The 25,863-nt window shown below is 69.4% G+C and carries 23 protein-coding genes; 5 read left to right on the top strand and 18 right to left on the bottom strand.

Features of this window, described 5'->3' with window-relative positions; genetic code table 11:
• Positions 1 to 31: 31 nt before the first annotated feature.
• Together CVV72_RS32775 and CVV72_RS32770 are read right to left on the bottom strand one after the other, a co-directional pair.
• Entirely contained in the window at positions 32 to 1,300 is a 1,269-nt protein-coding gene (locus CVV72_RS32775; RefSeq protein WP_219147768.1) for an RNA polymerase sigma factor, read from the bottom strand.
• Positions 1,301 to 1,330: 30 nt separating this feature from the next.
• Complete coding sequence (locus tag CVV72_RS32770; protein WP_219147766.1) at positions 1,331 to 1,747, bottom strand: YciI family protein; 417 nt, start codon at positions 1,745 to 1,747, stop codon at positions 1,331 to 1,333.
• Positions 1,748 to 1,899: 152 nt separating this feature from the next.
• On the opposite strand from CVV72_RS32770, the gene CVV72_RS32765 reads away from it, so the two are divergent.
• Entirely contained in the window at positions 1,900 to 2,889 is a 990-nt protein-coding gene (locus CVV72_RS32765) for a small ribosomal subunit Rsm22 family protein (RefSeq protein ID WP_219147765.1), read from the top strand.
• Here the strand turns inward: CVV72_RS32765 and CVV72_RS32760 are convergent.
• From CVV72_RS32760 to CVV72_RS32745, 4 genes are all read right to left on the bottom strand, one after another.
• Entirely contained in the window at positions 2,871 to 3,785 is a 915-nt protein-coding gene (locus CVV72_RS32760; protein WP_219147763.1) for a LysR family transcriptional regulator, read from the bottom strand. The genes CVV72_RS32765 and CVV72_RS32760 overlap by 19 nt on opposite strands.
• A gap of 52 nt (positions 3,786 to 3,837) precedes the next feature.
• Entirely contained in the window at positions 3,838 to 4,551 is a 714-nt protein-coding gene (locus CVV72_RS32755; RefSeq protein ID WP_219147762.1) for a GAF and ANTAR domain-containing protein, read from the bottom strand.
• A gap of 31 nt (positions 4,552 to 4,582) precedes the next feature.
• Positions 4,583 to 5,305, bottom strand: a complete 723-nt coding sequence (locus CVV72_RS32750) for a GAF and ANTAR domain-containing protein (RefSeq protein ID WP_219147761.1) — start codon at positions 5,303 to 5,305, stop codon at positions 4,583 to 4,585.
• A gap of 224 nt (positions 5,306 to 5,529) precedes the next feature.
• Complete coding sequence (locus CVV72_RS32745; protein WP_219147759.1) at positions 5,530 to 6,150, bottom strand: sigma-70 family RNA polymerase sigma factor; 621 nt, start codon at positions 6,148 to 6,150, stop codon at positions 5,530 to 5,532.
• Between the two features lie 306 nt (positions 6,151 to 6,456).
• On the opposite strand from CVV72_RS32745, the gene CVV72_RS32740 reads away from it, so the two are divergent.
• Complete coding sequence (locus CVV72_RS32740) at positions 6,457 to 7,644, top strand: glycoside hydrolase family 64 protein (RefSeq protein ID WP_219147758.1); 1,188 nt, start codon at positions 6,457 to 6,459, stop codon at positions 7,642 to 7,644.
• A gap of 367 nt (positions 7,645 to 8,011) precedes the next feature.
• Here the strand turns inward: CVV72_RS32740 and CVV72_RS32735 are convergent, their stop codons facing one another.
• The 3 genes from CVV72_RS32735 to CVV72_RS32725 form a co-directional block, all read right to left on the bottom strand.
• Positions 8,012 to 10,165: a germacradienol/geosmin synthase gene (locus CVV72_RS32735; RefSeq protein ID WP_219147756.1), complete on the bottom strand. Its 2,154-nt coding sequence runs from the start codon at positions 10,163 to 10,165 to the stop codon at positions 8,012 to 8,014.
• A gap of 105 nt (positions 10,166 to 10,270) precedes the next feature.
• Positions 10,271 to 11,050: a DUF3800 domain-containing protein gene (locus tag CVV72_RS32730; protein WP_219147754.1), complete on the bottom strand. Its 780-nt coding sequence runs from the start codon at positions 11,048 to 11,050 to the stop codon at positions 10,271 to 10,273.
• Between the two features lie 32 nt (positions 11,051 to 11,082).
• Positions 11,083 to 11,874 carry a metalloregulator ArsR/SmtB family transcription factor gene (locus CVV72_RS32725; protein WP_219147753.1) on the bottom strand — a complete coding sequence of 264 codons (792 nt, stop codon included), beginning with the start codon at positions 11,872 to 11,874 and terminating at the stop codon, positions 11,083 to 11,085.
• A gap of 157 nt (positions 11,875 to 12,031) precedes the next feature.
• Between CVV72_RS32725 and CVV72_RS32720 the strand changes: the two genes are divergently transcribed.
• Positions 12,032 to 12,400, top strand: a complete 369-nt coding sequence (locus tag CVV72_RS32720) for a hypothetical protein (protein WP_219147751.1) — start codon at positions 12,032 to 12,034, stop codon at positions 12,398 to 12,400.
• A gap of 43 nt (positions 12,401 to 12,443) precedes the next feature.
• Here CVV72_RS32720 and rfbB read toward each other — a convergent pair whose 3' ends face one another.
• Both rfbB and CVV72_RS32710 read right to left on the bottom strand, forming a co-directional pair.
• Complete coding sequence (gene rfbB / locus CVV72_RS32715; RefSeq protein WP_219147750.1) at positions 12,444 to 13,436, bottom strand: dTDP-glucose 4,6-dehydratase; 993 nt, start codon at positions 13,434 to 13,436, stop codon at positions 12,444 to 12,446.
• A 1-nt stretch (position 13,437) separates the two neighbouring features.
• Entirely contained in the window at positions 13,438 to 14,220 is a 783-nt protein-coding gene (locus CVV72_RS32710) for a GntR family transcriptional regulator (protein ID WP_219147749.1), read from the bottom strand.
• A 91-nt stretch (positions 14,221 to 14,311) separates the two neighbouring features.
• Here CVV72_RS32710 and CVV72_RS32705 point away from each other — a divergent pair, with 91 nt between their 5' ends.
• Both CVV72_RS32705 and CVV72_RS32700 read left to right on the top strand, forming a co-directional pair.
• Complete coding sequence (locus CVV72_RS32705) at positions 14,312 to 17,434, top strand: AAA family ATPase (protein WP_255632338.1); 3,123 nt, start codon at positions 14,312 to 14,314, stop codon at positions 17,432 to 17,434.
• A gap of 137 nt (positions 17,435 to 17,571) precedes the next feature.
• On the top strand, positions 17,572 to 18,390 hold the full coding sequence (locus CVV72_RS32700; RefSeq protein ID WP_219147748.1) for an NAD(P)H-binding protein: 819 nt from the start codon (positions 17,572 to 17,574) through the stop codon (positions 18,388 to 18,390).
• Between the two features lie 26 nt (positions 18,391 to 18,416).
• Here CVV72_RS32700 and CVV72_RS32695 read toward each other — a convergent pair whose 3' ends face one another.
• From CVV72_RS32695 to CVV72_RS32665, 7 genes are read right to left on the bottom strand one after another with little or no spacing between them, the layout of a single operon-like run.
• Positions 18,417 to 19,319 (bottom strand): ACP S-malonyltransferase, encoded by a 903-nt coding sequence (locus tag CVV72_RS32695; RefSeq protein ID WP_255632337.1) that lies wholly within the window; start codon positions 19,317 to 19,319, stop codon positions 18,417 to 18,419.
• A 56-nt stretch (positions 19,320 to 19,375) separates the two neighbouring features.
• Positions 19,376 to 20,539, bottom strand: a complete 1,164-nt coding sequence (locus CVV72_RS32690) for a glycosyltransferase (protein ID WP_219147746.1) — start codon at positions 20,537 to 20,539, stop codon at positions 19,376 to 19,378.
• Between the two features lie 35 nt (positions 20,540 to 20,574).
• Positions 20,575 to 21,519: an NAD(P)-dependent oxidoreductase gene (locus CVV72_RS32685; RefSeq protein WP_219147745.1), complete on the bottom strand. Its 945-nt coding sequence runs from the start codon at positions 21,517 to 21,519 to the stop codon at positions 20,575 to 20,577.
• Between the two features lie 30 nt (positions 21,520 to 21,549).
• Entirely contained in the window at positions 21,550 to 22,260 is a 711-nt protein-coding gene (locus CVV72_RS32680; protein ID WP_219147744.1) for a class I SAM-dependent methyltransferase, read from the bottom strand.
• Between the two features lie 25 nt (positions 22,261 to 22,285).
• Complete coding sequence (locus CVV72_RS32675; RefSeq protein WP_219147743.1) at positions 22,286 to 23,443, bottom strand: nucleotide disphospho-sugar-binding domain-containing protein; 1,158 nt, start codon at positions 23,441 to 23,443, stop codon at positions 22,286 to 22,288.
• Complete coding sequence (locus CVV72_RS32670; RefSeq protein ID WP_219147742.1) at positions 23,440 to 24,906, bottom strand: FAD-dependent monooxygenase; 1,467 nt, start codon at positions 24,904 to 24,906, stop codon at positions 23,440 to 23,442. Before CVV72_RS32670 ends, CVV72_RS32675 begins: the two co-directional genes overlap by 4 nt.
• The gene (locus CVV72_RS32665; protein WP_219147741.1) at positions 24,903 to 25,847 is read right to left on the bottom strand and encodes an aromatase/cyclase; all 945 of its coding nucleotides are present in this window, start codon (positions 25,845 to 25,847) and stop codon (positions 24,903 to 24,905) included. The genes CVV72_RS32670 and CVV72_RS32665 overlap by 4 nt, the downstream gene beginning before the upstream one ends.
• Positions 25,848 to 25,863: the final 16 nt, after the last annotated feature.

Here is a 25,863-nt window from a genome sequence, read left to right as displayed (position 1 = left end):
GTACCGGCCGGTATCCGGCGCAAGTAGGTGACTAATTGCGGCATTCGGCGGCCCGGTTCAGCAGCAGGGTGCGCTCGCGGTCGTTCCCGGTCATCTCGGCAGCGCGCTCGAACTCGGCGCGAGCCTCATCGAGACGGCCGAGCTTCGAGAGGAAGTCGCCGCGCACACTCGGCAGCAGGTGATACGACTTCAGCGCGGGCTCGGACACCAGCTTGTCGACGACCTCGAGCCCCGCCTCCGGCCCGACGGCCATCGACAGCGCCACGGCCCGGTTCAGCTCGATCACCGGTGACGGGTTCAGCTTCCCGAGCCCTTCGTACAGGACGGCGATGCGGGCCCAGTCGGTCTCGTCGCCCGTTCGCGCCCGTGCGTGACAAGCGGCGATGGCGGCCTGTGCCGCGTAGACGCCGAAAGCGCCGTCCGCGAGCGACTCGGCGAGTTCCAGCGCGGCGAGACCGCGGCCGATCAGGAGCCGGTTCCATTTCGTCCGGTCCTGATCCATCAACAGCACGGGTTCGCCGCTCGGCCCGACTCGCGCGGCGGAACGTGACGCCTGGATCTCCATCAACGCGACGAGGCCGTGCACCTCGGGTTCCTTGGGCATCAGCCCGGCCAGGATCCGGCCGAGCCGCAGCGCCTCTTCGCATAACGCCGGCCGCATCCAGTCTTCGCCCGCCGTCGCCGAATAGCCCTCGTTGAAGATCAGGTAGATGACTTCGAGCACCGAGGACAGGCGTGCGACCCTGTCTTCCCCCTCGGGCACCTCGAACGGCACCTTGGCGTCGCCGAGCGTCTTCTTCGCCCGGACGATCCGCTGCGCGATGGCGGTCTCCTTGGCGAGGAACGCCCGCGCGATCTCGTGCGTCTGGAGCCCGCCGATCATCTTCAGCGTCAGCGCCACCCTGGCCTCGGTGGAGAGCACCGGGTGACAGGCGGTGAACACCAGCCGCAGCAGATCGTCCTCGATGTGGTCGTCGAGAGCCGCGGTGAAGTCGGGATCCTCCTCGAACTCCAGCTCGCGGCCGATCTCGCCGAGCTTCTTCTCATACCGCTCGTTGCGCCGGAAGGTGTCGACGGCGCGGCGTTTCGCCGTGGTCATGAGCCAGGCGCCCGGGTTCCTCGGGACGCCCGACTCAGGCCACTGTTCGAGCGCGGCGACCAGCGCGTCCTGCGCCAGTTCCTCCGCGAGTCCGACATCGCGCGTCATCCGCGCGAGGCCGGCGATGAGGCGGGCCGATTCGATCCGCCACACCGCGTCGATCGCCGAACGGGGGTCTGCTGTTGCCGTCACGCCGACCAATCAACATCGTCGGCGCGACGACCGCAACCACTAGTTCGCCTCGGCCTGCTCCCGCAGCCGCTGCTCGTGCTCGACGATCTCGGGGGTCGCGTTGTCGAAGTCCTCCATCTCCGCGATCCGGCGGATCTCGATCTCGCCCTCGCGGAACGGCGCGCGCTTCATCCATTCGATGACCTCGGCCCTGTCCTTGACCTGCAGGATCCAGAAACCCGCGATGAGCTCCTTGCTCTCGGCGAACGGCCCGTCGACGACCCTGGCCTCGGTGGCGCCGGAGTACTGGATGCGGAAACCCTCGGAACTGGGGAGCAGGCCCTCACCCGCGAGCATGACGCCGGCCTTCACCAGCTCCTCGTTGAACTTCCCCATCTCCTGAAGGTCCTCGGCGCTCGGCTGCGCACCGGCCACGTCGCTCTTCTCGTCGCTCTTGACGATCACCATGAACCGCATCTCGCGTCTCCGTTCCCGGCGGGGCTCGTCCCTGCCACATCTACGCGTCGATCGGGCTTACCCGGTTTCGACACGGTCCCCGAACTTTCTTCCGCGGATATTCGAGCAGCCGGAAAACCGCAGGTCAAGGACCCATGAGAGAATGAGCCCTCGTGGCCTCACTCCCCGAAACCCTCCGCTCCGCCCTCGACGAAGAGCTGGGCAAGTACCCGCAGAACAGGCTGACGCAATCCGTCGAGCGGCTCAGCACGCGCTACCGCGAGAACAACCCCGCGAGCGCGCCCATCCTCTCTTCCGAGGTCGACATCGCGGCGTACGCGGGCTACCGGATGCCCGCCACGTACGCGGCCGTACACGCCGTTCTCGCCGAAGCCGCCCTCCGCGCTCCCGGGTTCGCTCCGCGGACGCAGATCGACGTCGGGGGCGGGACCGGTGCCGCGATCTGGGCGGCGGCCGACGTGTGGCCGTCGCTGGAGGAGAGCACCGTCGTCGAACAGGTCCCGGGCGCGATCGCGCTGGGACGGCGGCTCGCGGGGAAGGCCGGGGACAAGGCCGTCCGGGGTTCGACCTGGCGACGTGGCCTGATCGACCCGGCCGCGCCCGCGCCGGAGGCCGATCTGGTGACCCTCTCCTATGTCCTCGGCGAACTGCCCGAAGCCCGCCGGTCCGACGCCGTCCGCTGGCTGTCGGCGAAGGCCGGGACGCTCGTCCTGATCGAGCCCGGCACCCCCGCGGGTTACGAACGGATCGTCGAAGCGCGGGATCAGCTCGTCGGACTCGGGCTCTCCCTGGTCGCGCCCTGTCCGCACGAGGGCGCGTGCCCGATCCCGCGTGGCAAGGACTGGTGCCATTTCTCCGCGCGGCTCCCGCGCACCGGCCTGCACCGCCAGCTCAAGTCCGCGACGCTCGGCTTCGAGGACGAGAAATTCTCCTACGTCGTCGCTTCGCGCACGGCACCGGAACGCGCCGAAGCCCGTATCCTGCGGCATCCGGTCAAACGCAAGGGCATGGTCGGCCTCTCGCTCTGCGCCGGAGCCGGGCTCACCGAAACGATCGTCACCAAACGGCACGGCACGGCCTACCGCGCGGCCCGTGACGCCGAATGGGGCGACGCCTGGCCCACTCAGTCCACAGTGGACTGACGAGCTCGTCGCACCTGGTTGCCGACGGCGGCGAGCAACGCGCCGAGCGCCGGATTGTCGTTGCTCCGCCGCCACATCAGTTCGAGTTCGACCGGGCGGTTCTCGACCCCGTCCACCGGACGGAGCACCACTCCCTCGAAGCGCAGCACGGCGGCCGCGGCCGGGACCAGCGCGACCCCGAGTTCCGCCTTCACCAAGGCGAGCACCGTATGCACCTGACAGGGATATTGCGTGTACTCCGGCAGCACCCGGGCGGAGCGGAACACCGCCACGACCAGGTCGTGGAAGTAACGGCCCTCCGACGGCGAGTACATGATGAACGGCTCGCCGTCGAAGTCGCGGACATCGGGATTCTTCTTGCGCCGCGCCAAAGGATGCGCCGACGGCAACGCCGCCAGCAGCCGCTCCCGCCACAGCGGCAGGGTCACCACGTCGGCTCCCGCGACCGGCGGCCGGATCAGGCCGAGGTCGATCCCACCCGCCAGCAGCTCCTCCACCTGCGCCGCCGTCACCAACTCCCGGAGCACCAGATCGACACCGGGCACTTCGGCGTTCGCCACGGCGATGACGCGTTCGAGAGAGGAATACGCCGCCGTGGCGGTGAAACCGAGCGAGACGACCCCGGCCTCGCCCTTCTTCGCCCGCCGGGCGTACAGCGTCGCCTCTTGCGCCGAACGAAGGATCTTTCTCGCCTCGGCGAGGAAAACCCGGCCGGCCGGGGTCATCCGGACCGCGCGGTGCGTCCGGTCGAAAAGCTCGACCCCCAGTTCGCGCTCCAGCAACTGGATTCGCCTGCTCAACGGCGGCTGGGTCATCGAGAGCCGCTCCGCCGCCCGGCCGTAGTGCAGTTCCTCGGCCACCGCGACGAAACTCACCAGCTGCTCCAAGGAAAACACCCAGCCAGTCTAGGTATCGCCGAAGGGCGGACAAGCGCCGAATCGGTATCGTTCAGCGTGGGATTTCCACCTTGCGGTCGACAATCCCGTTCGCCACGGAAAGGATCTTGCGATTGTTGCTCCGCGCGTAGGCGCGCAGTACGCCGAACGCGTCGTCCACCGAAACCCGGAGCCGTTCGGCGAGCACGCCTTTCGCCTGCTCGATGCGCACCCTGCTGTTCAACGCGGTCTGGAGCTGCGCGGTGACGATCTCCTGCCGCTGCCAAGTCCGGTGATGCAGGATGCCGATCGTGGCGATGTCCGCGAGCGCTCGCGCCAAACACAAGCCGTCGTCATCGAGCGACGCGGGGCGGGAGTCGAAAAGGTTCAGCGCACCGATCACGTCTTCACGAAGCCGCATCGGCAAGGCGTACACGGAACGGAATCCGGCGTTTTCCGCCTCTCGGGAGAACTTGGGCCAGCCTTCGCCCGCGCGCGCCAGATCCGGGCAGACCACCGGCTCGGCGCTCCGGTGGCAGTCCAGGCCCGGCCCCTCCGAGTTCCGCAGCTGGAACAATTCGAGCAGGCGGGTCTTTTCATCGGACGCGGCGACCATCGTGAGGGCGCCGCGCGCGTCGGCGAGCAGCAGGCCGGCGGTGCCGACACCGAGCAGTTCGACGCATCTGCACGCGAACAGATCGAGGAACTCGACGAGGTCGAAGTCGTCGACGAGGGTGTCCGCCAACTGGACGAAGGTCTCGCGTAAGCCGGCCGTCAGGTCGGTCATCGTCTCTGCTGTCTCCTTGGGCTCACGTCCGTCAGGGCTCGGGCCGGAGGGTGACCCGGCGAAGCACCACGTCCGTGGCCACCTCGTCGAGCTTCCGGTCGTTGGCGTAGGCGTGGGCACGCAAACGCGCGAGCGCGTCCCCGAGCCCGATGCCGAGCTGGACCGACACCATGCCCGCGGCCTGATGCACCCGGTCGCGCCTGCCGTCGAATGCTCGATCGATCATTCCGGCCGGTCCTGGCCCGCCGGCGGCCTCCGCGATGGCGATGGCGATCACCGCTTCGGCGCAGACGAGTGCTTGCGCCCGGCTCTCCCTTGACGGGGCCCCGGCGAATTCGCGATAACAGTCGACAACGCCCACCTTGATCGCACCGGCCTGAATCGGCACCGCGATGATCGATTTCACGCTCCGGTCAATCGCCTCCGGCGTGAATATCGGCCATCGGAGTGATGCCTCCGAACTGGTCACATCGGTTACCACGACGAGCATACCGCCGCGCGCCACCTCGACCGCGGGACCTTCGCCCAAGGTGAATTGCAGATCCTCCAATTCGCGACTGCGTTCGTCGGTGGCGAAGACCGGCTCGGCGAGACCTCCGCCGCCGATGAGCGCGAGCCCGACACCCGCCGCGTCGAGGACCTCACCGCAAATGACGCAGGCGTGTTCGATCGAGATCGGTGAATCGGTCGCCGAAGCGAGAAAACACATCTTCGCCCAGACCGAAGCGGCGCGATCATGCCGTCGAATCTCCATGGCGGGACCATTCTTCCCTGTTCCGGTGACGAATCGCTCGCGCTCAATGGTCCGTTCGGCCGGTTCCGGTTCTCCGGTCCACGCCTAGGGTGGAATCCGAGACCGCTTGTCCCCGGCCCCCGGCAACGGCACTCGTCGGCGAGCTCTGGAGGGGCCATGTGCGTTCGCATTCTCGAAACCCGTGCCAAACGGGAGAATCCGTTTGTCCGGCTGTTGATCCGTATTCAGCTCAAGGCGTCCTGGCGCTGAGCGCAGGCGCGCAGCCTGCTGATCGCGCGGTGTTTGGTCACCCGCACCCGGGACGACGTCGTCCCGAGCGCCGCCGCGGTCTCGTTCGACGTCAGCTCACCGATCACCCGCATTCCCAGCACCTCCCGGTGCGAGGTCGGCAGCGTCCGCATCAACCTGCCGAGCCGTCGGCCGAGATCGGTCCGCAGGGCACGTTGCTCGGGTTCCTCCGCGGCCCCCGCCGGACGTTCGGGGAGCTCGCCGGTCAGCACCTGCCTGCTCCGCGCGGCCTTCCGGAAGACGTCGGCGACCTTGTTCGCCGCGATGGCGCGCAGGAGGAAGAGGAAGGAGCCGCCGCGCCTGCCGTATCCGGGGATCGCGACGAAGACCGCGAGGCAGATCTCCTGTGCCACGTCGGCCGGTTCGAGATAAGTCAGCTCATGGCCGCCGAGGCGGGTTTCGGCGTACTGCCGCGCCCACGGCACGAGGGCGGCCATGAGGTCGTCCATGGCGTTCGGCTCGCCGTCCACCGCGGCTTTGGCGAGGCCGTCCCAGGAGGCGGGGGAAACCCACGTCTCTCCGCCGCCGGTTCTTCGCATCGGAAACTCGTCGCTCATGTCCCGCTCCCCACGGATGAGAAAACCCGGCCGCCGGGGTCCAGGACGGAACCCAGCCCACGGTAGTCGACGATTCCGGCCGTCTCAATCGGCTAAACCGCCCGCGACAAATTGTCCGGCCAGGCGGAAAATCGGACAGATTCCCACCAGTGGTCTGGACATCTCCGCGTCCGGCGACGTAACTTCCCGTGCTGAGACCCCTCGCCAAGGTCACGCCCAGGCCGGGAACGCGCCCCCGGCCGACATCCGCAAGCACCGCCGCGGCGCGTCCACGCTCCGCGGCGGGATTCCGCCGAGGAGTGAACTGTGCGCATCCGCAAGAAGATCCGGCGCGTCTTGACCGCGTTGACGGTCGCCCTCCCCCTGGTCACCGGAGTATCGGCCCTCTCGGCACCCACCGCGGTCGCGGCCGGTCCCGATCCGCTGCCGCTGACCGTCACCAACAATTCGAACCGCTCCGACGCGGTCCACCTCTACGTGCTCGGCACGAACCTCAACACCGGGAAACTCGGCTACGTCGACGCCGGCGGCACCTTCACCCCGTGGCCGCCGGGCGCGAACCCGCCGAGCCCCGCGCCGGACGTCTCGATCGCGGGCCCCGGCAACGGCGGCTCGACCACGCTGCGGATCCCGCGGATGCTCTCGGGCCGCGTCTACCTGTCGTTCGGGCAGAAGATCAAGTTCTTCCTCACCCCGGACGGGCTGGTGCAGCCGGCACCGTGGGCCGACGGCGACCCGAACCGGGACATCCTGTTCGACTGGAGCGAATTCACCTACGACAACGGCGGGCTGTTCATCAACAGCTCGCAGGTCGACATGTTCAGCGTGCCGCACGCCGTCGGGCTCACCAACGGGGCCGGGACGAACAAGGAGGCCGGACGGCTCAAGGCGGGCGGCCGCGAAGCCATCTTCAACGCCGTCCAAGGACAGTCCGGTTTCTCGAACCTGGTACGCGACCGGTTGCGGGTCCTCGCGCCGGGCAAGGGTCTCGACACCGGCAAGTTCAGCGGGACCTACCTCGACGGCTACGTCACGAGCGCTTGGAACGCCTACAAGTCGACACCGCTGACCGTGGTCCCGTTCGAGGCCGAACCCGGCAAGAAGTTCACCGGCCGGACCGGCGGGGACGACGTCCTGCGCTTCACCGACACCTCGGGCGCCACGGTCGCGTCGTTCACCAAGCCGAGCACTCGCGACGTCTTCAACTGCGACGGACGGCTGCACGCGCCGAACGACCAGGTCGTCGGCCCGATCGCGCGGACGCTGTGCGCGGCGCTGCACCGCTCGACCCTCGGCACCCTGCACACGCAGCCGACCTATGACGCGAGCCAGTTCTACAAGCAGTCCGTGACCGACCACTACTCGCGGATCGTGCACGAGCAGATGGTCGACGGGAAGGCGTACGGATTCGCCTTCGACGACGTCGGGCACTTCGAGTCGCTGGTGCACGACGGGGACCCGCGGACCGCGCGGATCGTCCTCACCGCGTTCTAGGCCTGGGCGAGGGGCTTTTCCCGCATCGGATGGCCGGGAAAGGCCCCCTCACCCCCTGGTGCGCTTTGGGTTTTCTTGCCGCGAGCCACTTTCGGGGCGCACTTCGGCAGCGGCGGGGCGGCTGGCGCCGGGATCGCATGTCGCGAAAGTGGCTTTCGCGACACACCCCGACAGCGGCGGGCGGGCTGGCGCCAGGCCCACGTGTTGCGAAAGCCGCTTTCGCAACGCTCAAGGTTGCGAAAGCGGCTTTCACAACACACCCACCACCAACAGACCCCCACCAACGTCGCGAAAGCCACTTTCGAGACACCCAACGTCGCGAAAGTGGCTTTCGCGACACACCACGGGCCATGGCCGCAGTGAGCACCTACCGCGCCCCACTCCCGATCCGCCAGGCCGACATGCCGATCCCGCTCGGCACGAGCGAGAACGACGGCGGCGGCGCGGGAGTGCTGAGGCGCTCCAGCTCCTCCGGCGTGTACCGCACGCATTTCCGGTGCCATTCCAGGATTCCGGCCATCCAGTCCTTCATGTTGTCCGCGTATCGGGTCAGCACCGCGCGGACGTCGTCGTCGAGTTCGAGGTCGTCGCACATCCGCGGCAGGCCCTCGTCGGCGAGCTGCTCGAACTGGTCCATCCGCGCGTTCATCAGCCGGGCCGCGATGTCACGGGCCTCGATCCGGCCGACGTCCAGGAAACGCTCGACGACATAGACGAGGTTGTGCACCTCGCCCTCGTACTCGACCTCCTTCTGATAGGAGAAGAGATCATTGGAGAAAGCCGCGTAGTCCTGTGCCGCGGTGTCGAGTTCGAACAGCACCCGGTTCTGGTAGATCTCCGGGGGTACGACCTCGCCGAGCCGGAGCCGGGCGAGGCTCTTCGTCAGGTCCGAACCGAACGTCCGCCGCCGCATCTCCACGTAGTCGACCGGGTCGGGGACCCGGTTCTGCGCCTGGTTCGCCACCTCCCAGACCCAGCTCGCCGTCATCCTCTCGATCGCCTGCCGGAACTCCGCCCGCGCGGGTGGCGCCAGCGGTCCGGCGGTGCGGTTCCACAGGTCCTCGAGCCCGCGCTCGACCGGGTTCGACGGCTCCGGCATCGGCTCGCCGTCGAGCGGCATGAAGAGGGAAAGACGGTCACTGCACAGTTTCGCGGCGACGGGGTCCCTTCTCATCCCGAAGACCAGCGGAAAGTAGTCGTCGCCGTAAGTTCCCCAGGTCAGCCAGTCCGAGGACAGCTTGAGCTGGTCGAGATCCGAGTCCGCGTGGATCATCGCGGCGCAGTGCGGCAGGTCGATGCCGCGCATGCGGCGCTCGTCCCAGATCCCGCCTTCCTCGAACATCCCCATCTCCCGTGCCCAGCCCGGCGCGTACTCGCGGGCGGCGGCGAGGTGGGGGCTGGTGCGCACGGGGTACGGCATGCGGAATTCCGGCAGGGGCAGCTGCCCGACCTTCGCGAACGGCGGCGGTGCCTGCTGCCGCACCCGCTGGACGAGGCCCAGCCCATGGCCACCGGAGGCCGCGCCCTCGTTCATGTACCGGCTCGACCGGATGTGCCATTCGTGCCCGCCGGACTGCCAATCCTGCAGACCCTTGACGTAAAGACCGACCGCGATCTGCTCGGACAGCGAGACGTCGCGTTCGGCCAGCAGCGCGGGAACCTCGACGAGCGCGGTGTTCTCGAACTGCTGCAGCCGCGAGGTCAGCAGGGCGTTGGTGAGATCGGCGGCCTCCTGCGTCGGGCAATCGAGGAATTTCTCCAAGACGAGGACCGCGTTGGAGTTCTCCCCCTCCTCGCGCACTTCTCGTTGGTAGGAAAAGAGATCGTTGCGAAGGTGGACGGCGTCGGCGAACGTGTCGCGCAGGACCTCCATCGGCCTGGTCGCCGCGATCCGGTCCGGCACCTCGGCGCCGACGGCGTACTCGATGAGGTTCGCCGACCACGGCGCACCGCCGACCCGCCGACGCATCTGGACGTATTCGATCGGGTTCGCGATCCGGCCGCGGTCGATGTTGTCCAGTTCCCAGAGCGATTCGACCATCAGATTGTGCGTACTGGTGACGAAACGCCGTCGCCATGCCTCCGACATCGAGGGAATGGTGCGCGCCCAAAGATCCTCCAGCCCGGCTTCGGCGGGATTCCCCGGCGCCGGCGACGTTTCCCCCGGGCCGGTCATGAACATTTCCAGGCGGTCCAGATAAGCCTTCGCGCCTTCGGTGTCCCGGGTGTACTTGAATTGCGCGAGGAAATCGTCGTCGAAGAAGAACACCCAGACGTACCAGTCCGTGACCAGATCGAGGGACGGCCCGTCACAGTCCGGATGGGTATGCGCGCAGAGCAGCGCGTAGTCCATTTTCGCCAGTGCCTGTTCGGTCCAGACGACATCGCCGGACGGCGACGGTGAATCGAGCATCCCCATTCGCCTCGCCCAGGCCATACTGTGCGCCCGCGCCGCTTCGAGGTGCGGATTCATCCTGGCCGGATGCGGCACGTAGAACTCGGGCAAGGTGAAAGCCTGCATCTGCGAGTGCCTCCCGGGCCGGTGTCGGATCCGTTCCGACGTTTCCAGCCCGCGACCGCACCGGGCAACCGTCCACCCGAGCGATTCGGTGCGCCATGGAGTGAATCAGTACCAGAGGGACGCCGAATCGACATACGGCGCGAGCAATCCGGTCAAGATCCGGTCGCCGTTCCCGTTCAATTCGTCCTCGGCGATCCGGCGGGCGGCACCCACCAGGAAATCGGCGGCCTGCACCCGCGGATCGGTCCGTGAATCCACGAACTTCACCCCGGCCAATCCGGGACTCGCTTCGATCCTGGCGAGCCGGTCCCCTTTGAGCGACGGTTGTTCGTCGTGGACGAGAAACACCTGCTCCCCGCCCGCGCTCCAGTATTCGACGGCGCGGAGGATCGCGGGCACCAGCGGATCGAGGGCCTTGGCGTCACGCGCCTCGGCGACCTTCGCCCTCAATTCCGCGGTGTCCCCGGCCATCGCGAAGAACGACCCCGTCGCCGGATCCCGGCGATTCCTGGCCCGCAGCACGTCGTTGAACGCGGCCAGGAGTTCGTCGTCCGGCCGGAGGCCGGGACCGGCGAGCGCGCGCAGTTCGTTCGCCAGCAGCCGCTTCTTGTCCACGAGGTACACGTGCGCTCGCCCGTGGACCGGGCCGAGCGGCCCGAGGAACCATTCGAGGACCCGCCGGTGCTTCGTCCGGAGAAGATGGTTCGCCTTGTACTCGACCGCCGGCGAACGAATCCTTCGCCGCAGTTCGACCAGGCAGGCGGCGGCCTCGTCGAGGCTCAGCCGGACCCCCGCGTGCGCGAACACGCCGGTCTGCCCGCCGATCAGTTTCTCGCCCTCGGACCCGGACTCGTCGCAGGCGATCTCCAGGGGCACGCTGCGCATCGTGCCCGATCACCCCGTCGACGTCGACCCGGTTACGCGGGATCGGGCAGCGGCTCTCCGGTCTCGAGCAACGTCTTGAGGCTCGACAGGATCGACGGCCAGCCGCCCTTGACCATTTCCAGCGCGGTGCTGCCCGGGTCGAAACCGTCGTGCACCACGGTCAGTTTCACCGTGTCGCCGACGGGCTCGAGATCGAAGGTGACCTTCGACCGCGATTCGGCCTGCAGCTTCGCCGACACGTCGTCGTCGAGGCCCACCGACTTCGCGAACTCCGGCGTGAAGGTGTGCCACGTGTAGGACAGCCGCCGGTACGGGTCGGATTCGAGGATGACCTGTTCGGGGTCCTCCAGCTTCACGCCGAGCTGCTCCCAGGCCATCGCCGACCCGGGCTTCCAGTCCGAAGTGAACTCACAACCCCAGTACTGCTTGGTGAAGACCGGATCGGTGAGCGCCCGCCAAAGCCGCTCCGGCGTCGTCCTGATGTAGCTGGTGTACACGAATTCGTCGGTGCTCATGGGTTCCTGCTCCAATGCCTTCTTGAGGTCGGCGAGCGCGTCGACGCGGCCCTGGTGGTAGCGGTCGATCCAGCGCTCGGCGATCGCGTTGATCGGCTCCGCGTTCACGTAGTGGAACTTCTCGCGGCCACGACGCACCGTGGTCACCAGATTGGCCGCCTCCAGGACGTCCAGATGCTTGCTGACCGACTGCCTCGCCATGTCCAGCCCGGCGCACAGCTCGCGCAGGGTCTGCCCGTTGCGGGTGTTCAGGTCGTCGAGCAACCGGCGACGGCTGGGGTCCGCCAATGCCTTGAAGACCTCGTCCATTGCCGCACTCCCTGATATGCAGCCTCGCGGCTGCCTTTTGCAGATTAGGCAGCCACATGGCTGCATGTCAAGCCGTCGGCTCTTTCCCGCGCACGACTGTCACGTTTCCGGTGGCTCCCTCGTCGACGTGGGGACACTTCCACCCGAAGGAGTTCCCATGCCGACCCCGTTGCGCGTCGCGATCGCCGTGCAGACCCTGGCCGTCTTCCTCACCCCGATCTCCGCCGGTCTCCTGCTGACCGTGCCGAGCGGTCAGGCACTGCACAGCGCCACGTCCTACACGCTGTTCATCGTCGCGACGCTGCACGTGCTCACCGCGATCCTCGTGTGGCGCCCGGGCGGCGGCTCCCCCAAGCCGATCCTGCCGTCGGCCGTGTTCCTCGGGCTCACGCTGGTACAGGTGTTCCTCGGGCTGGCGCACGTCACCGCGGTTCACGTTCCGCTCGGTGTCCTGCTGTTCGGCTTCAGCCTCCTGCAGCTGAGCCGGATCCGCCCGGCGCGGGAAGCGGCGGTCCGGAACACCTGACCTGGCGTCCGGCGGCGGGCGTCACGTCTCGAGAGGAGCAGGCCTAGCCGGTCCAAACGCCCTCGGTCACCGGGGAACGGTCGCGCAGCGGCTCCCACCAGTCACGATTGTCCGCGTACCAGCGGACGGTCTCACGCATTCCGGCCTCGAAGCCCACCAAGGGTTTCCAGCCGAGTTCGCGGCGGATCTTGGTGGAGTCCAGCAGGTAGCGGCGGTCGTGGCCCGGCCGGTCGGGCACTTCCCGTTGCAGCGACGCGGGAAGTCCGAGTTCCTCCAGCACCAGGTTCGCGATCTGCCCGACACTGGCCTCGTCTCCGGTGCCCACGTGATAGGTCTCGCCGATCCGGCCCCGGTCGAGCACCGCTTCGATGGCGCGGACGTGGTCCAGGGCGTGGATCCATTCGCGACGGTTGTCCTTGGAGGCGTAGACGGGCAGCGGCCTGCGGTCCAGCGCGTGGGTGGTGAACAGCGGCAGCACCTTCTCCGGGAACTGATGGGAGCCGTAGTTGTTCGCGCAGTTGGTGATCGTGACCGGCAGCCCGAAGGTCTCGTGATAGGCGCGGACGGCGTGATCGGCACCCGCCTTGCTGGCGTTGTACGGCGTACGCGGCCGGTACGGCGACTCTTCCGTGAAGGCTTGTTCGGCGTCCAGCGCGAGATCCCCGTAGACCTCGCAGGTGGAGATGTGGTGGAAGCGTCCGACACCGGACTGGCGAGCGGCCTCCAGGAGGGCCTGTGTCCCCAGCACATTGGTGCGGAAGAACCGGCCCGGATCGAGGATCGCGAGACTGTTGTGGGACTCGGCGGCGAAGTTGACGATCACCTCGATGTCGTGCTCGCGCAGCACCTGTTCGGCGTCGGCGATGTCGGCGTGCACGAAGGTGATCCGTTCGCGCACGTCGGCCAGGTTGGTTTCGGTGCCCGCGTAGGTCAGCGCGTCCAGCGCGACGACGCTGTCGTCCGGATGCTCGCGCACCCAGTGGCGGACGAAGTGGGAACCGATGAATCCGGCCGCTCCGGTGACGAGGAGACGCATGTCAGCCTTCCTGTTCGGTGGGGATGATCGGGGCGACCCCGGGCGGTTCGGCGACGGCGGTGGCAGGCCAGCCGCGGAACTCGACCTCCAGCCGGAACCGGTGCCCGAGATAGCGGTGCTCGGACAAGGCGATCGGCCGTTCGTCCGGCCCCACCGCGAGCCGGCGGACCAGCAGCACGGGGGTGGCGGGCGGAACGTCGAGCAGCTCCGCGACGCGCGGCGAGGCGGCCGCGGCGGCGATGCTCTGCCGGACGACGGCGATGCGGTGACCGTGGCGGCGGAGGACCTCCCAGATACCCGGATCCTCGGCGTCGGCCCGGCTGATCGGCGCCGCCTGCGCCAGCGGAACCCATTCGGTGACCACGTCCAGCGGCGTCGCCCCGGCCCGCCGTAACGCCTGGACACGCAGCACTTCCGCACTGCCGGGCAGCTCCAGCAACCGGGTCACGCTGCCGGGCGCGGGGACGTAGCCGTATTCGGCGACCGCGCGCACGAGCGGGACTCCCGCCTCGGCGACCGCCGAACCGGCGTGCTGGAAACTGCCCAACGCGAGCGATTGCCCGAACGAGGCGTCGGAAACGACATACCAGCCCGCTCCCTTGCGGGAGACCAGCAATCCTTCCGCGCGAAGCTGCTCCAGAGCGCGCCTCACCGTCACCCGGCTCACTTGGTACCGGCGTCCTAATTCCGCTTCGCTCTCGAGACTCCCGGAAGGCCCGTAATCGGCGAGCGCGATCCGTTCCCGCAGTTCGCCGATCAGGCGCTCGGACCGAGAACCTGTCATAAGCTGTATAATACAGGACCGACAGCCGGTCGGCTGAGCTGTTCGGGCGACAACGGGCACAAGTTTATGTTGACACCGTAAACTACGCAACGTGGTGACATCGGAACCGATCGCACGCGAGCACCCCGCCGCAGTGCTGGCCGCGGAGATCCGGCGCGTACGGGAATCCCACGGAGGCCTCGTCCTGGTCACGGGTGAGGCGGGAATCGGCAAGTCGACGCTGGTCGCCCACGCCGTCCAGGGTGCCTCGGCCCCCGAGACGCTCCTACTCGACAGCGCCTGCTGGGGCGAGGAAGGGGCACCGGACTACTGGCCGTGGATCCAGCTGATCCGCCGCTACCGGCGTGCCCGTCCCCGGGAATGGGCCGACACCGAGGCGGCGGTGCTCAAGCCGCTTTCCGCCCTCCTCGGCGAAAATCCCTCGCCGAGTGCCGGCGACCGGGGATTTCGGCTCCACGACGCGGTCACGACCCTGCTGACCGCGGCCTCACGACATCGGCCGGTCGTGGTGGTGATGGAGGATCTGCATTGGGCCGACCGAGCTTCGGTCAAGCTGCTCCAGTTCGTCACCCAGCACATCGGCCTCTACCGCGTGCTGGTGATCGGCACCTATCGCGACGCCGAGATCGAGCCGCCGGGACACCGGCTCGGCGCGTTGCTGTCCGAACTGGTCGCCAGAGCGACCGTGCTCCCGCTCGCCGGGCTCGACCAGAGCGGGGTGAGCGAACTGGTGGCCCGCACGACCGGCCGCGCCCCGGACGCCGCCACGGTTTCGGAAATCCACCTGCGCACCGGCGGCAACCCCTTCTTCATCGAGCAGGTGGCCCATCTCTGGCACAGCAACGGTTTCCTCACCGGCGTGACACCGGGAATCCGGGCGGCACTGGACCGGCGGCTGGCTTCCCTGCCTCCAGAAGTGACCGTAACGCTGACCAGGGCCGCGGTACTCGGCCGCGAGTTCTCCCGCAAGCTCCTCAAAGCGGTGAAGGCGGAGCCGCGGCTCGACGCCTTACTGGACCAGGCGGTTTCCGCGCGGCTCATCGTGCACGCCGGCGAAGGCCGTCACGCGTTCGCACACGATTTGGTGCGAGAGCTGCTTTACGACTCCCTCGACGAGAAGTCGCGGCGCGAACTGCATGCCGCGGTGGTTCGCGGGCTGCGCAAACGTCCTTCGCTGGCCAGAGAAGTCATGCCGGCGGATCTGGCCAAGCACGCCACTCGGGCCGCCTCCTTGCTGACCGCGGCCGAAGTGGTCGGCATCCTTCTCGACGCCGCGGAGGACGCGTCACGCAGATTGGCTTGGGAGGAGGCGGCGCGCCACTACCAACGAGCGCTCGACACCCTCCCTGAAGGCCACCCGAGACAATGGATGCGGATCGCCCTCGACCTCGGCACCGCGCAATATCTCTCCGCCGAACTCGAGGGCGGACGGCGCACCTTCGAGAGCGTCATACGCCGCGCCGGGGAGCTGGACGAACACGAGCTGCTGGCCGACGCGGCGCTGACCCTGCTCGGCCTGAGCCATCCGACCAGAAAGGACAAGATCGAGGTCGACCTGGTCACGATGGCCTACCTCAAACTCGTCGGCGACGCCGGCGAGCCCGGCGGTCTCGACCGCGCCGCCAGGGAACTGAGCGCGCACGCCACCTCGGCGGCCAGGGCGGGGCACGACGACCAGGCGCTGGCCAAGTGCCTGATCGCCAGGCACGACGCCATCCTCGGCCCCGGCACCGCGACCGAGCGGCTGGCCATCACCGAGGAGGTCACCGTGCTCGCCCGGCGCACCGGTGACCTCGCCCTCGAACTCCAGGCCTCGCAGCTGCGGGTGGGCGCCTTGCTCGAACGAGGCGATCCCCGCTGCCGGGAAGAACACCGAGGTTTCGTCGCCATGGCCGAGCGCTCCGGACTGGCCTGGTTCCGGTTCGAAGCGGGCTGGAGCCAGGCCACCTTCGCGACGCTCGCCGGACGCTTCGACGATGCCCGCGCCGCCATCGACGCCGCGATGGCCAGCAGCGACCAGCCCTACGTCAACAGCATCCGGGTCAGCAGACATCTCCGGTGGGCGCTGGAACTGGCACAGGGCCGCTTCGACGAGGCCGAACGCCTGCTCGCCGACATGGGCGACGACACCCATCCGTATCCGCGGTTGATCAAGGCGACCACCGCGATCCAGAAGGGCGAGCTCGACCACGCCCTGCGGTATCTCGAGGAATTCGCCGCCGAAGGGGCACAGGATCACCACCATGGCTGGTTCGCCCCGCTCTGGATCCGGTTCCAGGCCCAGACCGCCGCCGCCTCCGGGGACGCCGCACTGTGCGCGGCCGCCCGCGACACGCTCCGGCCACTGCTCGGGCAATGGGCGGTCACCGCCGGAGCCACGGTCGACGGTCCCTTTTCCTTGTGGATGGCCAAACTCGACGCGTCGGAGCACCGATGGGACGACGCCGTCCGCGGGTTCACCCAGGCCAGGGTGGCGGCCGACCGGCTGCACGCGCGGCCGTGGTCGCTGGAAGCCCGGCTCTCGCTCGCCGGCGCGCTGCGCGGCCGGGCCGGGCCGGGGGACGAGGCCACCGCGGCGGAGCTGGTCGCGACGGCCACCGCCGAGGCGGCGGAGCTGGGCATGACGGGCTTCGCCGAACGGATCAAGGCTCCGGCGCCCACCGGTGGCGCGAACGTGTTCCGGTTCGACGGCGACGTGTGGACCATCGGCTTCGACGGCCGATCCGTGACCTTGCCGGACGCCAAGGGATTGCGCGATCTGCACTACCTGCTCAGGCATCCGGGAAGCGACGTACCCGCGGTGCGGCTGCTCAACCCGGCAGGCGGCGAACTCGTCACCGCCGCCCGGGGGCTCGGCGGCGATCCCGTCCTCGACGAACAGTCGAAAACCCGGTTCCGCGAACGTTTGCGCCTGCTCGACGACGAACTCGAACGGGCCACCGAGCTGGAGAACGACGTCCTGGCGGCGTCGCTGGACCGTGAACGTGAGGCCCTGCTCGACCAGCTTCGCCGGGCCACCGGTCTCCACGGCCGGACCCGCCGTCTCGGCGACGAGGCGGAACGCGCCCGCAAAGCGGTGACCGGCCGGATCCGGGACTCCCTGCGGCGGCTGGGAGAACGGCATCCGGCCGCCGCGGAGTTCCTCCGCGCGTCCGTCCACACCGGAGCTAACTGTGGCTACCGGCCGGGAAGGGAGATCGCCTGGAAGCTGTGAGCCGCGTCCCGCCAGACGCCGCCAGACGCGTTCTGGCGGCGGTGAAGCCGGGCTTCTGGCGCCTTCCCGCCGAGGCCCGGCGCGAGCGGGGAACATCCGCTCGATGCCGGATCACGACGACGTTCGGAGGAGAAACGATGACCATTCTCGTGACCGGGGCGACCGGAACCGTCGGCAGGCACCTGGTCGGCCAATTGGTGCGCGGTGGCCACGACGTCCGGGCCATGACCCGGGATCCGCTGCGCGCCAAGCTGCCGGAAGGCGTGCAGGTGGTCGCGGGTGACCTCACCCGTCCGGAGACCTTGCCCGCGGCTCTCGACGGCGTCACGGCGCTGCACCTGATCACGTTCGGCGGGGAGGGTTACGCGCCACTGGAGAACGCCGAGCAGGTGCTGGGCCTGATCAAGAAGGCGGGGGTGCGGCGGGTGACCGTGCTGACCGGATTCGAGCCGGGGCCCGTCGAGGCCGCCGCCGAGAACAGCGGCCTGGAGTGGACGCATCTGCAACCGGTGGAGTTCATGTCCAACATGCTGGAGTGGGCGCCTTCGGTCCGCGAGGACCGGCCGGTGTCGTTGCCCTTCGCCCACTGCCCGAGCGCGATGGTGCACGAAGCCGATATCGCGGCGGTGGCCGCGGCCGCACTCCTCGAAGACGGGCACGACGGCAGCGCCTACACGATCACCGGACCGCAGTCGCTCACTCCGGTCGAGACCGCCCGCCTGCTCTCCGAAGCGCTCGGCCGCCCTTTGAAGACGATCGAGGTGGGAGTCGAGGAAGCCCGTCGTGAGCTGCGCGAATCAGGTCTCGCGGAAGACGAGGTCGAGGCCCTCGTGCGGCTGGGCACCAATCCCCCGGAACGGGCCCGCACCGTCCTGCCCACGGTGGAGCAGGTCACCGGCCGCCCGGCAAGGACCTTCGCCCAGTGGGCCGCCGAGCACGTGGACGCCTTCCGCTGACCTGGCGGGACCGCCGGGGAAGCGGGTCAGCCCACCGCTCCCCCGGTGGCCGCCAGCGCGTCGGCGAGCTGCCAGGAAGTGCTGGTGTGGAAGACGGCCGCGGACGGGATGATCCGGCGGCACAGCCTGCCGACCACCTGTCCGTTGCCCACTTCGACGAACCGCACCGCCCCGGCCGCGGCGACGGCCCTGACCGTCTCGGTCCACCGGACCCGGCTGGTGAGCTGACGCCGCAACACCGCGGCGGCCTCCTCACCCGTGCGGACCAGACCGGCCGTCACCCCGGAGAACACCGGAAGCCGGGGCGCGGCCGGCGGGGTCGCGTCCACCGCCGCGGCGAACGCGCGTTCGGCGTCGGCCATCAGGCCGCAGTGCACGGCGGCCGAAACCCCCAGCCGCCGCACCCGGCCCGCGCCGGCGGCCTTCGCGGCCTCCTCCATCGCGGCGATCGCGGACAGCCTGCCCGCGACCACCACCTGCCGCGGTTCGTTGTCGTTGGCCACCTCCACCGGTTCCCCGACGGTCGCGGTGACTTCGGCGCACAGTTTCTCCACCGTGGCGAGATCCAGTCCGACCACGGCCAGCATCGCGCCGGGCGCGCGACGGCCCGCCTCGGCCACCAGCAGGCCGCGCCGCCGGACCAGGCGCAGCGCATCGCGCCAGTCGAGCGCGCCCGCGGAGACCAAGGCGGCGTACTCGCCGAAACTGTGCCCCGCCACCACATCCGGCCGGACCCCTCGGGCCCGCAGCACGGTCAGCGCGGCGACGCTGGTCATCAGGACCGCGGGCTGGGTGACCGCCGTTCCGTCGAGCCTCTCGGCAGGCCCTCGCAGGCACCATCGGGACAGGGGCAGCCCGAGCACCTCGTCCGCCTCCTCGAACACCGCGCCGACCAGGCGCGGTTCGGCACGCAGCAGATCGGCTCCCATGCCGACCCGTTGCGCCCCTTGACCCGGGAAGACGAAAGCCGTGCCGTCGGCCACCATCAGCGCAGCAGTTCGGTCAGCCGCGCGGAGACCTCGGAGCTACGCGGCATCCCCGCCATCTCGGCGGCGACCTCCTGCGCGGCGATCCGGTACGAAGCCCCGCCCAAAATCTCGCCGAGCGCCTCGCGGACCACCTCGCCGGTGGCCTCCGCCGGGGGAACGACCAGTCCCGCCCCGCGCTTCGCCGCGATCTCCGCGTTGACCGAGGCGTTCCCGATGTGCGGGATGCCGATCTGCGGCACTCCCGCGGCGTAGGCGGAGAACATCGACCCGGACCCGGCGTGGTGCACGATCGCGGAACAACTCGGCAGGATCGATCGCAGCGGAAGCCATTCGACCACCCGGACGTGCGCCCGGCTCGCCTCCGGCAGCGCCTCCAGCGCCGTCAGCGTGGCACCTCCGGACGTCAGCAACAGCTCCACGTCCATGTCCGCGGTGGCGGCCACCACCTCCGTGAGCAGTTCACCGCCGCCGACCGTCACCCCGGACGACCCCAGCGTGGCGATCACCCTCGGCCGGGCGGGTTCGCCCAGTGCCCACGACGGCAACTCGGCGCCACCGTTGTACGGGGCATGCCGCAGATCCACCATGGCGGTGGCGATCGGCTTCTCCGGCAGGTCCGGATTGAACTTCTCCAGCGAGCTCGGACTGATGTTGATCTCGACGTCGGCGCCGTCGAGCAGGTTGTCCACCCCACGCTCCCGCGCCACCGGATCCATCGCGGACAACGCCCACAGCAGCGGGTTGCGGTGGCCGATCCCGTGCACCACCGCCTTGGCCCCGGCGAGCCTGGCGGCGGCGAGACCGGCGAAGCAGATCGGCATGTACACCACCGCGTCGGCGCGCCAGCGGGTCGCGGCGTCGACCAGGCCGTCGAGCATGATCCCGCCCATTTCCGCGAAGGTCGCCCCGACCGCGGCGAAGGCCTCTTCGTCGGTCAGCCCGCCTTTGGCCAGCCTCTCACCCAGACGCAGGCCTGGCTCGTCCACGTCCTGACCCGGTGCGACCTCGAACGCGGGCAGTCCCGCGTTGATCGCGGCCTTGACCGCCGGGCCGTTGGTGGCCACCAGGACCTCGTGTCCTTCGGCCTGCATCGCCTGGGCGAGCGGAACGAGCGGGAACAGATGGGAGATCCCGGGCAGCATGGTGTAGAGGAACCGCATGAGCGTGCCTTTCTCTTGGTGTGCGAGGAATCCGGTCAGTGGACCGGGGCGAGGGCCGCTCGTGGGCGACCGGAGGTGTGCTCCCAGAAATCGTCGACCGATTCGCGCAGGGACCGGCTGGGCCGCCAGCCGAGGCGGCGCTGCGCCGGGCCGGTGTCCACCTCGATCCAGTCGTGCCAGGCACGCGCGGCCGGACGGTCCGCTTGCTCGATCAGCCGGGTGCGGACCCCGCTGGCTTCGATGAGCAGGTTCACCAGCAGGCGCACGGGCACGGCGTGCCCCCGGCCGATGTCGAAGGCCTCCCCGCTCACCGGCGCCGCGGCGGTGGCCACGACGGCTTCCGCCACGTCCCGCACGTCGACGTAATCGCGATAGGCCTTGAGCAGTGACAGTTCCACCACCGCGCCGCGCTCCGCCGCGGCGGACGCCGCCAGCTCCCTCGCCACCCGGCCGAGCAGGCTGACCTCCGGCGAACCGGGCCCGGCGACGTTGGCGACGCGCAGCACCGTGCCGTCCACCACGCCGGCGGCGGTGGCTTCGAGGACCAGCCGCGTGGCCTCCGCCTTCGCCCGCCCGTAGGCGTACTGCGCGGGCACCGGTCCGGGGCTCCCCGGAGGCCGGTCCGGGGTGTGTTCGAGCACCGAACCGAGGTGCACCAGCCGTGGCAGGCCCGGCATCAGCGCCAGCGCGTCCAGCAGCCGCCGCGTCGGGGTCAGGCAGCGTTCGACCATGTCCTCCGCGGAACCGCCCCAGATACTGCCGACGGCGTTCACCACGATCGCCGGTGCCGCTTCGCTCAGCCTCGTGGCGAGCTCTCCGGCGGACACGGTGGTCAGATCGAGCGCGAGGAAGCGGCCCCTCTCCGGCGCCGACCGCGCCACGGCGACCACCTCGTGACCCCGCCGCGCGAAAGCCTCGCAGACATGTTCGCCGACAAAGCCGGTGCCACCCAGTACGACCACATTTCCCTTTTCAGTCAACACATCCCCCTAGACGAAATCCGCGTCCGGTCAGCCCCGCAGCACACCGGTGAACAGGCCGCGCCCCGCGTCCGGCACGTACTCCACGTCGAACCCGGCCCGGTCGAAGGCGGCTTCGTACTCCTGCCGGGAAAACAGCGAGTAGAGGTGCTCTTCCTGGAAGTGCCGCACGCCCGAGTCCTCTTCGGCCACCAGGTAGTGCACTTCCATCCGAGATCCGGCCGGGATGCGCGAAGCGTGCGACACCCGGCTCACGGTGCGCCCGCCTTCCCGGACCACGTCGGCCGCGATATAGCCGGGCGTGAACCGCTCGGGGAACCACCACGGTTCGACCACCGTCACCCCGCCGGGGGTGAGATGCCGCGCGAAACCGCGCAGGGCCTGCTCCAGCTCCCCGGTCGAGCGGACATAAGCGATCGAGCAGAAGAGGCAGGTGATCACGTCGAATCGTCTGCCGAGCGAAAAGTCCCGCATATCCGCCTGGGTCAGCTCCGCCTCCGGCAGCCGGGCGCCCGCGAGGTCCAGCATCGCCGCGGACAGGTCCACGCCCGCGACCTGGTCGAAGCGTTTGCCGAAGACCCGGAGATGCGCGCCGGTCCCGCAGGCGACGTCCAGCAGCGAATCCGCGGCCGGCCGTCGTCCGAGAGCCAGTTCCAGCACCGCCTCCGCCTCGTCCTCGAAGTTCTTGCCCCTGGCCCGGTGCAGCAGGTCGTAGACCTCCGCCGCTTCGGTTCCGTACATCGGCGCACTCCTTTCTCGGGTCGGTTCAAGCGGGCGCGCGGTAGGTGCCCGCGGCCACCCGCTCGAGCACCGCGACCAGTTCGGCGGGCCCCGGCAGGGCGGCGATCTCCTTGGACAGCTGCGCCGACCTGTCCGAATAGGACGGTGTGGACAGCAGCTGCCGGGAGGAACGGACGATGTTCTCCGGAGTGGCCTCGCCCGGCAGGAGGACGTCGGCCGCGCCGAAGGCCGCGATCCGGCGCGCGGACAACGTCGAGTAGGCCACCACCGGCAGGATCAGCTGCGGGACCCCGGCGTTCATCGCGGTCATGCCGGTCACCCCGCCGCCGTGGTGCACGATCAGCGAACAGGTCGGCGCGACCACGTCCAGCGGGATCCAGCCGACCCGCACCTCGTCACCGAGCGCCTCGTGGAGTTCCGCCTCGCTGCTCTCCGGGACGGGGATCACCACCTCCACGTCGAGCGCGGAGACGTCTTCGGCGAGGCGGCGCACGAAGTCGATGTCGTGGGCCAGACCGACCCGGTTCCCGAGCGTCACACAGACCCGGCGCCGTTCGCCACGGGTGTACATCCAGCGCTCGAGGCGGCGCTGTTTGTTGCCGGGAATCCACCGCATCTGCTCGGTCGGCGCGGCACCTTCGGGCCGCAGGCTCGGCGGGCAGACGTCCAGGAAGGCCACCGGATCGGGAATCCGGTCCAGTTTCAGGCGGTTCAGCTCGGGCTGGAGCTCTTCCAGCGCGCCGGGATCGCTGCCGGAGTTCATGTCGTTGATGTCGTAGGCCTGCACCAGGAACGGCACATCGAGGTAGGCGGCGAGGAGGGGCGCGGCGTAGGAGATCGGGCCGCCCACGATCAGATCGGGGCGCCAGTCCTGGGCCAGCTCGATCAGGGCGTCCAGGGTGACCGCGCCCATCCTGGCGAAACCGGCGCCGATCGCGCGCATCTGCGCGGCCGGTTCACGCGGGATCTCGACGGGCTGCCCCGCCCTGTCCTTGCCGATGAAGTAGTTGAACGGCAAGGAACTCACCGGGTAAGCGGGCAGGCCGACGCTCACGACGGCGGGGACGAGGTCCTCGGTCGCGGTCATGAAGACCTCGTGGCCCGCGTTGCGCGCGGCCATGGCCAACGGCACGAAGGAGAAAATGGTGGCCTGGCTTCCGGCGGGAATGAACAGGATCTTCATCGCACTCCTCGGTGGTTTCGCTCGGTGTGGTTCGTTCCGGCCGGACCGAACCAGTGGGACAGGGCCTGCTCCAGTTCGACCGGCCCCTCGTCGGCCCAGATCACTCGCCCGTCGGGCCGGATCAGCACGGCTTCGTCGACCCCGTCGATCCGCGCCTCGGCCAGTGCGACCCGATCCGCCCAGGACGCGGCGGTGGCCCGGAACACGTCCGCCCGCGCGGTACCCGGAGCCGACAGCAGCACCGCGCGGCCGGACCGGATCGGCTCGACATCCACGACCGGCACCGGGCGGCCGAGCAGCGGATGGTCGCCGCCACCGACGGGGTAGCGGACATCCAGCCCGCTGATCGCCCCGGCCAGCAGCGGGACGGTGCCCGGGAGTTCCAGCAGTTCGGCCAGTACCGCCCGCATCGGGTCCACTTCGGACCCGCCGAGCAGCACCATGGCCTGTGCGCCGATATTGGCCAGTGTCCGCGCGCCGACCGGCCGCCGTTCCCGGTCGTAGGTGTCGAGCACCCGCTCGGGTGCCCGGTCCCGCACCCACGCCGCGAGCTTCCAGCCCAGGTTCATCGCGTCCTGCAGACCGAGATTCAGCGCCTGGCCGCCCACCGGCATCTGCTGGTGCGCGGCGTCACCCGCGAGCAGCACTCGTCCCCGGCGGTAGCGGGTGGCCTGCCGCCGCGCATCGCCGAAAGCGTTGACCCACAACGGTTCGCCGTCGCCGATGTCCTCCCCGGTGACCCCGCGCCAGGCGGCGGCCACGGCCGGGAACCCGGGATCGGTTCTGCCGCCGGGTTTCCGTCCGTACTCGTGGACCATCACCCTGGTGATCCCGTCCCGGGTGGACGCGATCGCCAGCCCTCGTTCGTGCCGCTCGAAGCGCCGATCCGGCACGGTGATCCCGGTCAGGTCCGCGCGGAAGATCTCGCGTTCCGCGGCCGGGCCGGTGAACTCGAAGCCGGCCAGCGAGCCCACCACGCCGTTCTCCCCGTCACAGCCGACCAGTGCCTTGGCGCGCACGCGAAGCGGGCCGCCCGGCCCGGAGATCCGCGCTTCGACCCGTTCGCCGTCGTCACGAAGACCGGTGAGCTCGTGGCCGCGCCACAACCGCGCGCCCGCTCCGGTCGCCCATTCCGCGAGCACCCGCTCGATCGCGGCCTGGGGGATCTTCCACTGGCCGGGGTACCGGCTCCGCACTCTCCCCAGATCCAGCGGCAGGCCGCCGAAATGCCCCTTCGGCAGGTTTTCCGGGGTGCCGAACCGGCCCGACAACCCGCGCAATGCCAGCAGTTCCATGGTGCGGGCGTGCACCGTGGAGGCACGGGATTCGGTGGTGGGCGAGGGAAGCCGGTCCACCACGAGCACCGAGGCACCACCCAGCCGCAGCTCGCCCGCCAGCAACAGGCCCACCGGCCCGGCGCCGACCACGAGCACGTCCGCGTCGTTCCACGGCTTTCCGCTCATCGGTCGCCGCGCAACCGCTCGGCGTAGTCCTTGGCATGGCCCAGCGTCGCGAGACTGTTGGCACTCAACGCCGCACGGACGAATTCCTTCGCCTCGGCCGTCCCCTTGTGCGGGCCGAGTACCGACGCGATGTTCTCGGTGTTGATCACGACGGTGTGCTGGGAACTCGCGGTGCAGCCGGTAGCCGTCGGGCCGAGTGTCCAGCGTCCGGTGTGGAGACTCATCAACGGCGGCAACGTGGTCTGTTTGTAGACCAGCGTGTGATCGGGGAAACCCACCCGGACCGAGCGGGTGGTGTGGACGGATCCGTCCTTGGTGCGGGTGTCCATCTCCAGCACCTGCAGCCCGGGCACTTCCTCGGTGAGCACCACACGGCCGACGTGCGGAAGCCGGTCCGGCCAGCGCCCGGCGTCGTTGAGGAACCCGTACACGTCCTTCGCGTCGCCCTCGATGTCCACGCTGTCGGTGAACGAAAACAGCCGCTCGTCGGCGCCGGCGATCAGCTCGGCGTTCTGTTTGAGCGCGGCCAGTTCCGCCCGGCTGTTACGGTCCACCGCGTCGTCGATCCAGCGCAGTTTCGCGGGGTCGTCGTCCACGGCGCGGTAGTCGTGCAGCAGCCCCACGACGGTCTGTCCGTCCGCCGCGGGTTCGAGCAGCCACGCGCCGCCCATCCTCGCCACCGGCGGCGAGGAGATCTCCTGCCGGAAGTCGATCCGCCATCCGGCCGGATCGAGTTCGCGCCGGGACGTCCAGCTCTTGGGCTCACCGTTGGCGGTGGCCCAGATCCGGATGCGTTCGCTCGATCCACCGCGCTCCACCACGTCGACGTGCACGGTGGGCGGGAACAGGGTGGGCCAGTGCTCCACGTCGGCGAGCAGTCGATAGATCGTCTCCGGCGCCGCGGCCACGGTGATCTCGTGCCGCACTTCCCGGTTCGTCATGCTGTCTCCTCGTTTT

It is taken from the genome of Amycolatopsis sp. TNS106, from assembly GCF_019330265.1.
Classification (GTDB): Bacteria; Actinomycetota; Actinomycetes; order Mycobacteriales; family Pseudonocardiaceae; genus Amycolatopsis; species Amycolatopsis lurida.
This window is presented reverse-complemented; position numbering and strand designations above follow the sequence as displayed.

Coding starts and splice junctions, on each gene's coding strand:
- CVV72_RS32745 (WP_219147759.1), bottom strand. CDS start 6,150: ATGAGCGACGAGTTTCCGATGCGAAGAACCGGCGGCGGAGAGACGTGG.
- CVV72_RS32675 (WP_219147743.1), bottom strand. CDS start 23,443: ATGAAGATCCTGTTCATTCCCGCCGGAAGCCAGGCCACCATTTTCTCC.
- CVV72_RS32770 (WP_219147766.1), bottom strand. CDS start 1,747: ATGCGGTTCATGGTGATCGTCAAGAGCGACGAGAAGAGCGACGTGGCC.
- CVV72_RS32690 (WP_219147746.1), bottom strand. CDS start 20,539: ATGCGGTTCCTCTACACCATGCTGCCCGGGATCTCCCATCTGTTCCCG.
- CVV72_RS32725 (WP_219147753.1), bottom strand. CDS start 11,874: ATGGACGAGGTCTTCAAGGCATTGGCGGACCCCAGCCGTCGCCGGTTG.
- CVV72_RS32720 (WP_219147751.1), top strand. CDS start 12,032: ATGCCGACCCCGTTGCGCGTCGCGATCGCCGTGCAGACCCTGGCCGTC.
- CVV72_RS32735 (WP_219147756.1), bottom strand. CDS start 10,165: ATGCAGGCTTTCACCTTGCCCGAGTTCTACGTGCCGCATCCGGCCAGG.
- CVV72_RS32700 (WP_219147748.1), top strand. CDS start 17,572: ATGACCATTCTCGTGACCGGGGCGACCGGAACCGTCGGCAGGCACCTG.
- CVV72_RS32710 (WP_219147749.1), bottom strand. CDS start 14,220: ATGACAGGTTCTCGGTCCGAGCGCCTGATCGGCGAACTGCGGGAACGG.
- CVV72_RS32670 (WP_219147742.1), bottom strand. CDS start 24,906: ATGAGCGGAAAGCCGTGGAACGACGCGGACGTGCTCGTGGTCGGCGCC.
- CVV72_RS32695 (WP_255632337.1), bottom strand. CDS start 19,319: ATGGGAGCCGATCTGCTGCGTGCCGAACCGCGCCTGGTCGGCGCGGTG.
- CVV72_RS32730 (WP_219147754.1), bottom strand. CDS start 11,050: ATGCGCAGCGTGCCCCTGGAGATCGCCTGCGACGAGTCCGGGTCCGAG.
- rfbB (WP_219147750.1), bottom strand. CDS start 13,436: ATGCGTCTCCTCGTCACCGGAGCGGCCGGATTCATCGGTTCCCACTTC.
- CVV72_RS32680 (WP_219147744.1), bottom strand. CDS start 22,260: ATGTACGGAACCGAAGCGGCGGAGGTCTACGACCTGCTGCACCGGGCC.
- CVV72_RS32665 (WP_219147741.1), bottom strand. CDS start 25,847: ATGACGAACCGGGAAGTGCGGCACGAGATCACCGTGGCCGCGGCGCCG.
- CVV72_RS32750 (WP_219147761.1), bottom strand. CDS start 5,305: ATGGAGATTCGACGGCATGATCGCGCCGCTTCGGTCTGGGCGAAGATG.
- CVV72_RS32755 (WP_219147762.1), bottom strand. CDS start 4,551: ATGACCGACCTGACGGCCGGCTTACGCGAGACCTTCGTCCAGTTGGCG.